The organism is Lysinibacillus sp. 10T31, from assembly GCF_056394365.1.
The window spans coordinates 42,478-50,589 of sequence record NZ_JBFTHS010000035.1 but is presented as its reverse complement, the minus strand read 5'-3'; the positions used below and the strand labels follow the sequence as shown (position 1 = coordinate 50,589).

The following is an 8,112-nucleotide window of genomic DNA, read 5'->3' as shown; positions in this document are numbered from 1 at the left end:
AAATGTTTTATCTGTGCGAAAGCGAAGCGACAGCAACAAATGTTTTATCTGTGCGAAAGCGAAGCGACAGCAACAAATGTTTTATCTGTGCGAAAGCGAAGCGWCAGCRRCAAATGTTTTATCTGTGCGAAAGCGAAGCGACAGCAACAAATGTTTTATCTGTGCGAAAGCGAAGCGACAGCAACAAATGTTTTCTGTAGCGAAAGCGAAGCGACAGCGGCAAATGTTTTATCTGTGCGAAAGCGAAGCGACAGCAACAAATGTTTTATCTGTGCGAAAGCGAAGCGACAGCAACAAATGTTTTATCTGCGCGAAAGCGAAGCGACAGCAACAAATGTTTTCTGTAGCGAAAGCAAAGCGACAGCTACAAAACGCCCAGTCGGAATGGAAATCAACCACACGTTATGGTGATGAACTATACAAATGACATTAGAATTTCTATGCTTAAAGTTATTGCTAGTTATACAGGCTGTCATACGCAATAGAGGTTACACATATTTTCAAATTATAGCTAATGGGGGAAAAAAGTTATGTTTTCATTTGAACATCGTCCTAAAATTATGCATTTTTTAGAGCAATATAGCTTTGACGTTTTAGTCATTGGTGGCGGCATTACTGGTGCTGGTATTGCGCTTGATGCAGCATCTAGAGGGTTATCGGTTGCTTTGATTGAGAAGCAGGATTTTTCTGCTGGCACATCAAGCCGTTCAACAAAGCTTATTCATGGTGGACTTCGTTATTTAAAGCAACTTGAAGTAGGTGTAGTAGCTGAGGTTGGGCGTGAGCGTGAAATTGTATATGACAATGCTGTTCACGTGACAACACCTGAAAAGATGCTCCTACCATTATATAAGAAGGGCTCACTTGGACCATTTACAACATCAATGGCACTGAAGGTATATGATCGATTAGCAGGTGTTAAAAAGCATGAACGTAGAACAATGTTAAACGCTCAGGAAACGGCAGCGCTAGAACCTTTACTCAATCGAGATGAGCTTATTGGTGGTGGTTATTACGTTGAATATCGTACGGATGATGCCCGTCTGACAATTGAAGTGCTGAAAAAAGCTGTGGAACATGGGGCGCTTTGTCTAAATTATGCGGAGATGACAGAATTTTTATATGAGAAGAAAAAGCTTGTTGGGGTACAAGTGAAGGATCATGTTACAGGGAAAATGATCGAAGTGCATGCTGCGCAAATCGTCAATGCTACTGGGCCTTGGGTAGATGAGGTCCGCCAAAAGGATAAAGTAGTAGACAAAAAACAATTGCGTCTCACAAAAGGGGTTCATATTGTTCTTGATCAAAAGGATTTTCCATTACGACAAGCAGTGTACTTTGATATATTGGATGGGCGTATGGCCTTTGCTATTCCACGTGATGGTAAAGCCTATGTAGGGACAACAGATACAGTTTACGAGGGAGACCCTGTACATCCTGTCGCTACCCAAGAGGATGTTGATTATTTAATTGCTGCTGCAAAAACTGTCTTTCCAACTGCAAATATTTCAAGAGATACGATTGAATCGTCGTGGGCAGGTGTGCGTCCACTTATTTTTGAAAAAGGGAAAGATCCATCCGAAATTTCACGCAAAGATGAGATATGGACGGCTCCGAGTGGACTAATGACGATTGCGGGTGGCAAACTAACGGGCTACCGTCAAATGGCAGAAACAATCGTTGATAAAATTGTGAAAACCCATAAATATAAGCACGCAAGTTCATGTGTAACACGTGAGTTATCACTTTCTGGTGCAAAAGGCATTAATGCTATCAATTTCACTGATTATAGTACGTATAAAGCTAAAGAGGGCGTTCAGTATGGTCTAAATTATGATGAAGCAAAACAGCTTGTACAAAAATATGGCACGAATGTTGATGCATTATATAATCAGGTGAAATATTTGCATGAATATGGAAGTACGATGCCCCTGGCCCTACATGCAATGCTACTTTATGGCATAGAAGCGGAAATGGTGTACACACCAAGTGATTTCTTTATCCGTCGAACAGGCTTATTATACTTTGATATTGATGCGGTAAAACGATATAAACAGCAGGTCATTCAAGTTATGCAACAACATTTTAACTATACAGATTCACAAAGAAATACTTATGTCGCTCAACTTGAGCAAGCAATTTTAGATGCAACAAATTTTGCGGAGGAAGGAGTGTAGGCAATGCGTTATATTGAAATGTCAGATGGCCATTTTCTGTTTACTCGAACATTAAAGCCAACGAAGCCATGTATTGGTCATATTCATATTCTGCATGGTATGGCGGAGCATAGTGGACGTTATGTTAAATTTGCCAATAGCCTAAATGAAGCTGGTTATGCAGTGACAATGCATGATCATCGTGGGCATGGAGAAACAGCAGCCTATAATGGCACACTAGGTTTTTTTGCTGAAGATAATGGGTTTGATCGCGTCGTAAAGGATGCACATGAAGTAGTAACATTATTGCATGAACAATTTACAGATGTACCTTTGATTTTATTTGGTCATAGTATGGGATCGTTCATTACTAGAAGATATATTCAATTGTACAGCGATCAAGTGGATAATGTGATTCTTTGTGGAACAGGAAACGTTACAGCATTGCATACGATGGGGAATTTAGTAGCAAAAGTATTGGCCAAACAGCTTGGTAAAGAGACGGAGAGTAAGTTGTTAAATAAGCTGAGCTTTGGAAGCTTTAATAAACAGTTCCCAAATTCGAAGACTTCTTATGATTGGTTATGTTCAGCAGAGGACGAAGTACAAAAATATATAGATGATCCGTATTGCGGCTTTATTCCAACAAATCAATTTTTTGTGGATTTAACAACAGGTTTTATGTCGTTAAATCGTAAAAAAGAGATAGCAAAAACAAAAAAAGACTTACCTATATTATTGATAAGTGGTAGTAAGGATCCAGTCGGAGAACAAGGCCAAGGTGTATACGCTGTAGCAGAACAATTGGCAGAAGCGGGCATACAGGATGTGACGGTTTACTTATTTGAGGATAAGCGCCATGAAATCCTAAACGAGGACAATCAAGAGGCAGTCTATCAAGTTTTATTACGGTGGTTAGAAAAATATGATACAAGATAAATTACAGCAGGCAGAGGTCGTAGCAATCGTAGGACCTACTGCTTCTGGGAAAACGGCACTAAGCATTGAGTTAGCAAAAAAATATAATGGCGAAATCATCAACGGTGACTCCATGCAAATCTATCAAAGCTTAGATATTGGTACAGCGAAAATTACTGAGGAAGAGATGGAGGGTGTACCCCATCATTTACTCAGCTTCAAAGAGCCGACAGAGTCTTTTTCAGTAGCAGACTATCAAAAATTAGTACGAGCTAAAATTGCAGAAATTCAGGCGCGCGGTAAGCTACCGATTATTGTAGGGGGCTCAGGTTTATATGTGCAGGCAGTACTCTATGATTTTCAATTTACAGAGGAGCAGGTAGATGAGGCGGCACGAAAAGCCTATTATGCAGAACTAGAGAAATTGGGTCCAGAGGCAATGCACGCTAAGCTAAAAAAACTTGATCCACAAACAGCTGAGACAATTCATCCAAATAATACTCGCCGTGTTATACGAGCGTTAGAGATGATTGAACTTAGTGGCGTTTCAAAGGCATCCGAAGCTCAAAATCGTGGAGAAGTTCCACTTTATAATCATGTGATTATAGGGCTTGGGCAAAATATGTCACGTGAAGTGCTCTATGATCGTATTAACCTTCGTGTCGATATAATGATGGAAAAAGGGCTTTTAGAAGAAGTAAAAGGTTTATGGCAGCAAAATTTACGAGGTGTGCAGTCAATCCAAGCAATCGGCTACAAGGAATTATATGATTACCTAGATGGAAAATGTTCTTTAGAAGAAGCCATTGATAGTTTAAAGCAAAATTCTCGCCGCTATGCGAAAAGACAACTAACATACTTCCGAAACAAAATGGATGTATATTTTGTTAATAATGACGAAATACTTTAATTAATTTCTAAAAATTACTAATTGCCAAATTGGTAGAACATGCTACTATAGGAATGAAGAGGTAGAAAGAGAGTATAAGGAGGCATTTTGATGAAATCAATTAACTTGCAAGATACATTCTTAAACCATCTACGTAAAAACAATGTTTTTGTAACTGTGTTTTTATTAAATGGATTTCAGTTAAAAGGAACTGTGAAATCTTATGATAATTTTACAGTACTATTACTAGATGCTGAAAGCAAGCAACACCTTATTTACAAACATGCTATTTCTACATTTGTTCCAGCAAAGCAAGTAGATTTTTTAGAGACAGAAGAATAGAAACATTATAGTAAAACAGTTAGTGTTCATGACACTAGCTGTTTTTTTGCCTACAGGCTATAATGTAAGAGGAAATCGACATATTGGAGGACTACACAGATGAAAACTATGGATACAACAGAAATATTAGAACTATTAGATGCGAACGAAGACCTATATATTATTGATGTTCGTGAAGATGATGAGGTAGCACAAGGCATGATCCCTGGTGCTCAACACATTGCTCTTGGGACAATCCCTGAGCGCTTAGGTGAATTAGATGCTTCTAAGCCATACATTATCGTTTGCAAGGCTGGCGGTCGTTCAGCAAATGCTTGTGCATACCTAGAAGCTCAAGGCTTTGACGTAACAAACCTTGAAGGCGGCATGCTTGCTTATGATGGAGAGTTAGAATTTAAATAATGTTCGATTGAAACCCTCGTTTATACGAGGGTTTTTCTTATACAATCGGGTGGTGAAAGATTAAAGTGGTTCGCTATTATTTGGTAAAAATGTGTTATGATAGCAACGTGCAAGGAGGGATTAGTATGTATCAGACAATAGCACCCCCAACAATGTCTTTACAGTAGAATCTGCTGTTTAGGCATTCAATAAAAGCTTGCTAATTCTCGATAGATTCTACTGTATATCGAAGACTATATACATGTAGAAAGTAGGAATTAGAAATGAGCGGAAAACTATCTTTTATATTATCGATGATTATTTTTAGAGCTGTAGGTGTTTTTGCAAAATACATTAAGTTGCCTTCAAGTGAAATTGCCTTTTGGATGAGTCTCATTGGCTCTTGTTTTTTACTTTTGATTTTCCTATCTAAAAAAGAAAGGTTTTCGAAAACAACTATTTTGCAAAATAAATGGCCATTGGTACTTTCGAGCTTTGCCTTATGCGGCAATTGGATTTTCCTTTTCCAAGCGTACAAGGAAACAACTATCGCAAATGCAGCTCTAAGCTACTATTTCGCGCCAGTACTAGTGATTTGTTTGTCACCTATAGTGTTAAAAGAGAAAATATTATTAAGAAAAATTTTTTATGTTTGTGTTGCTCTTGTAGGTCTGTATTTTATCGTTCAAAGTCAAACTACCGAAACGAGCGAACATTATATCGGTATTGTATATGGGCTTGTTGCAGCTTATTTCTATACAATAGTCACATTCACCAATAAATATATCCGTGGATTAAAAGAACCTGATAATGCGATTATTCAGCTTGCTTTAGCAGCGTTATTCCTTGCGCTTTATCTTTTGGGGACCAATGGGTTTCAAGTCATGCAAATCGATATAAAATCATTTAGTTTACTTATTGCATTGGGCATTGTCCATGCTGGAATCGGCTTCCTTCTGTTCTTTTTCGGAATGCGTCATCTAAAAGGGCAAAGTATAGCTATTTTAAGCTATATTGATCCACTCACATCATTAGTGATTTCGACGATGATTATAGGAGAGAAAATGGCGACCCTACAAATAATAGGAGCTATTCTATTACTCGGCGCAACATTTCTGAGTGAAATAGATAAAACAAAGCGAATTTCACAGTAGTAAACGAACAAGAAACCCCTTGCAGACATCCAAATTTAGAAGTATTTTTGTGGCATGTTGGAACACTTCTTTAATTGTATGTGATGTTTTCTAAAAAATTAAAACATTGACACAAAAACCACTTTGCCGTAGATTTAAAGTAATTACATAAAAGCATTAGGTGCCCATTGCGGGAGAATAGGGAATAAAGTGAAAAGCTTTAGCGGTCCCACCACTGTAAAAGGGAGTTTCATAGAGAATGCCACTAGCATCGTGCTGGGAAGGTTCTATGAAATGTTGAAATTGAGCCAGGAGACCTGCCTATCTGCTTCGGTTATATAGACGATGGAAAAGTCTGTAGTTTATTTGTTATGGAATAAACTACAGGCTTTTTATTTTTTTCTCTAAATCATTCTTCGAGTAACAAGGGCAAAAAAGAAAGGGGAAATTTTCATGCAATTATTACAACAGACGATTCAAAACATTCAAAGTGCTGACAACAAAATGATGGAGAAGGCAAGGGAACGCATAGATGCACTTTGCAAGCCTCCTGGAAGCTTGGGGAAACTGGAGACCCTTGCTGTGCAACTATCCGGAATTACAGGAGACCTATTTCCTGCGATTGATAATAAGGCGATAATTGTCTGTGCAGCAGATCATGGTGTTTGTGATGAAGGGGTAACACCTAATCCACAAAATGTGACGGTCTTTCAAACATTAAATTTTCCTAGAGGAGGGACTGGTGTCTGTGCTATTGCAAAAATCACAGATGCAAAAATTGTCACAGTAGATGTTGGCGTAAAAGAGGATATTCCGCATGATGCTGGAGTCATCATTAAAAAGATTAAATATGGTACGGACAATATGGCAAAAGGACCTGCTATGACAAGGGAAGAAGCCATTCAATCCATTGAAGTGGGAATTGAAGTAGCTACGGAAGAAGTTAAAAAAGGGATAAATGTACTCGGGACAGGTGAAATGGGTATCGGTAATACAACACCTAGTGCTGCTATATTATCGGTTCTTCACGAGTGTCATCCGAATGAAGTGACAGGCTTCGGTGCAGGAGTTGGACCAGGAGGGATTGCACATAAAGTAGAGGTTATTTACAATGCTATTGCATTAAATAAACCAAATCGTCATGATGCTATTGATATTCTTGCAAAAGTTGGAGGGCTAGAAATAGGCGCTATGGCAGGAGTAATACTTGCTGCCGCCGCACATCGAAAACCAGTTGTTATTGATGGCTTTATTTCTACTATTGCAGCTCTTATTGCATACGAACTTGAGCCAAACGTCAAAGACTATATTATTCCTTCTCATGCCTCTGAAGAACCAGGTGCAAAAATTGCCGCTGAAATGCTCGGAATTGAACCGATGCTACAAATGAATATGCGATTGGGTGAAGGCTCTGGTGCAGCTTTAGCATTTCCTATTTTGGACGCAGCATGCTCTATGATGAAAAACATGACTACATTAGAGGAAGCTATGCAGCTATTAAAATAAAGTGAAATGTCAATGGCCCTCGCTGATTATTTATAGGTAGCTAGACTCCCTCCTGCATTCTGGGAGTCTTAAGCTTGCCTTACATAGTTCGAAAGCAAATCTTTACAGAAGTCCTTTTTTAATCGCTGTAACAACAGCTCCCACACGAGATTCTACTCCAAACTTCTGAATAATGGAGGATATGTGATGCTCTACAGTTCTTTTTCCAATGCCTAATTCTTCACTAATCTCACTATTTGTTTTATCCTCTGCGACACGTTGCAATACTTCATACTCTTTTGGTGTAAGTCTAACCATATACAAACACTCCCATTTTTAATTTATATAACCATACATTAGCATAGATATATTTATTAACCTATATTTTGTACATGGTTTAATCATTTTACATTTAAAAAAATTACAAAATTGTGAAAATTGAATTTATATGTCGTGAAATACGGATTTTTTTTTTTTTTTTTATGCTAGATTGTAAACTACAAAGCAGAATGGCTGCGAGATATTTAATATTTATAAAAATATGTCAGGTCTATTGTTTTGTATAAAGTATAGAGGAGGTGTTCCTATGAAGTCAGATGAAAACAAGAAAAATTGGGAATCAACGCATTCAGCAGCTGGAAAACAGACGATAAGACCGCTAGTTAAATCTGTTGGCTGCGCTGCTTGCTGGGCTGCACATTCTATACCTCTTACTAGGGTTTGTATGCCACCTGTCACACCAATTAATGCAGCGTTATAGAAAAAATGAGAGGAGGCTTAAAAAATTTAGTCTCCTTTTATCATACGT

At 38.2% G+C, this 8,112-nt stretch carries 10 protein-coding genes and 1 riboswitch; of the genes, 9 read left to right on the top strand and 1 reads right to left on the bottom strand.

Translation table 11 applies throughout. The features are described from left to right. The 8 genes from AC1DCY_RS18950 to cobT all read left to right on the top strand — a co-directional run. Positions 1-427: hypothetical protein (locus AC1DCY_RS18950; protein WP_477352679.1), on the top strand; the 427-nt coding region annotated here is incomplete at its 5' end. A gap of 103 nt (positions 428-530) precedes the next feature. Beyond that, positions 531-2,177: a glycerol-3-phosphate dehydrogenase/oxidase gene (locus AC1DCY_RS18945; RefSeq protein WP_477352678.1), complete on the top strand. Its 1,647-nt coding sequence runs from the start codon at positions 531-533 to the stop codon at positions 2,175-2,177. 3 nt (positions 2,178-2,180) lie between these two features. Then, positions 2,181-3,095 carry an alpha/beta fold hydrolase gene (locus tag AC1DCY_RS18940; protein ID WP_477352676.1) on the top strand — a complete coding sequence of 305 codons (915 nt, stop codon included), beginning with the start codon at positions 2,181-2,183 and terminating at the stop codon, positions 3,093-3,095. Continuing rightward, a complete protein-coding gene (gene miaA / locus AC1DCY_RS18935) occupies positions 3,082-3,984 on the top strand; it encodes a tRNA (adenosine(37)-N6)-dimethylallyltransferase MiaA (RefSeq protein WP_477352674.1) in 903 nt (300 codons plus the stop codon). Before AC1DCY_RS18940 ends, miaA begins: the two co-directional genes overlap by 14 nt. 90 nt (positions 3,985-4,074) lie before the next feature. Next, entirely contained in the window at positions 4,075-4,305 is a 231-nt protein-coding gene (hfq, locus tag AC1DCY_RS18930) for an RNA chaperone Hfq (RefSeq protein WP_049668557.1), read from the top strand. 99 nt (positions 4,306-4,404) lie between these two features. Continuing rightward, a complete protein-coding gene (locus AC1DCY_RS18925; protein ID WP_053483203.1) occupies positions 4,405-4,707 on the top strand; it encodes a rhodanese-like domain-containing protein in 303 nt (100 codons plus the stop codon). 263 nt (positions 4,708-4,970) lie between these two features. Next, the gene (locus tag AC1DCY_RS18920) at positions 4,971-5,840 is read left to right on the top strand and encodes a DMT family transporter (protein ID WP_477352672.1); all 870 of its coding nucleotides are present in this window, start codon (positions 4,971-4,973) and stop codon (positions 5,838-5,840) included. 141 nt (positions 5,841-5,981) lie between these two features. After that, a riboswitch (cobalamin riboswitch) is annotated at positions 5,982-6,158 on the top strand. Positions 6,159-6,272: 114 nt separating this feature from the next. Then, entirely contained in the window at positions 6,273-7,325 is a 1,053-nt protein-coding gene (gene cobT / locus AC1DCY_RS18915; protein WP_477352670.1) for a nicotinate-nucleotide--dimethylbenzimidazole phosphoribosyltransferase, read from the top strand. Positions 7,326-7,427: 102 nt separating this feature from the next. On the opposite strand, the gene AC1DCY_RS18910 is transcribed toward cobT, so the two are convergent. After that, positions 7,428-7,622, bottom strand: a complete 195-nt coding sequence (locus tag AC1DCY_RS18910; RefSeq protein WP_477352669.1) for a response regulator transcription factor — start codon at positions 7,620-7,622, stop codon at positions 7,428-7,430. A 268-nt stretch (positions 7,623-7,890) separates the two neighbouring features. Between AC1DCY_RS18910 and skfA the strand changes: the two genes are divergently transcribed. Beyond that, complete coding sequence (gene skfA, locus AC1DCY_RS18905; RefSeq protein WP_477352667.1) at positions 7,891-8,064, top strand: sporulation killing factor; 174 nt, start codon at positions 7,891-7,893, stop codon at positions 8,062-8,064. Positions 8,065-8,112: the final 48 nt, after the last annotated feature.

Bases quoted from the DNA above. Each gene is read 5' to 3' on its own strand.
- AC1DCY_RS18940 (WP_477352676.1), top strand. From the start codon at position 2,181: ATGCGTTATATTGAAATGTCAGATGGCCATTTTCTGTTTACTCGAACA.
- miaA (WP_477352674.1), top strand. From the start codon at position 3,082: ATGATACAAGATAAATTACAGCAGGCAGAGGTCGTAGCAATCGTAGGA.
- AC1DCY_RS18945 (WP_477352678.1), top strand. From the start codon at position 531: ATGTTTTCATTTGAACATCGTCCTAAAATTATGCATTTTTTAGAGCAA.
- hfq (WP_049668557.1), top strand. From the start codon at position 4,075: ATGAAATCAATTAACTTGCAAGATACATTCTTAAACCATCTACGTAAA.
- AC1DCY_RS18910 (WP_477352669.1), bottom strand. From the start codon at position 7,622: ATGGTTAGACTTACACCAAAAGAGTATGAAGTATTGCAACGTGTCGCA.
- cobT (WP_477352670.1), top strand. From the start codon at position 6,273: ATGCAATTATTACAACAGACGATTCAAAACATTCAAAGTGCTGACAAC.
- AC1DCY_RS18920 (WP_477352672.1), top strand. From the start codon at position 4,971: ATGAGCGGAAAACTATCTTTTATATTATCGATGATTATTTTTAGAGCT.
- skfA (WP_477352667.1), top strand. From the start codon at position 7,891: ATGAAGTCAGATGAAAACAAGAAAAATTGGGAATCAACGCATTCAGCA.
- AC1DCY_RS18925 (WP_053483203.1), top strand. From the start codon at position 4,405: ATGAAAACTATGGATACAACAGAAATATTAGAACTATTAGATGCGAAC.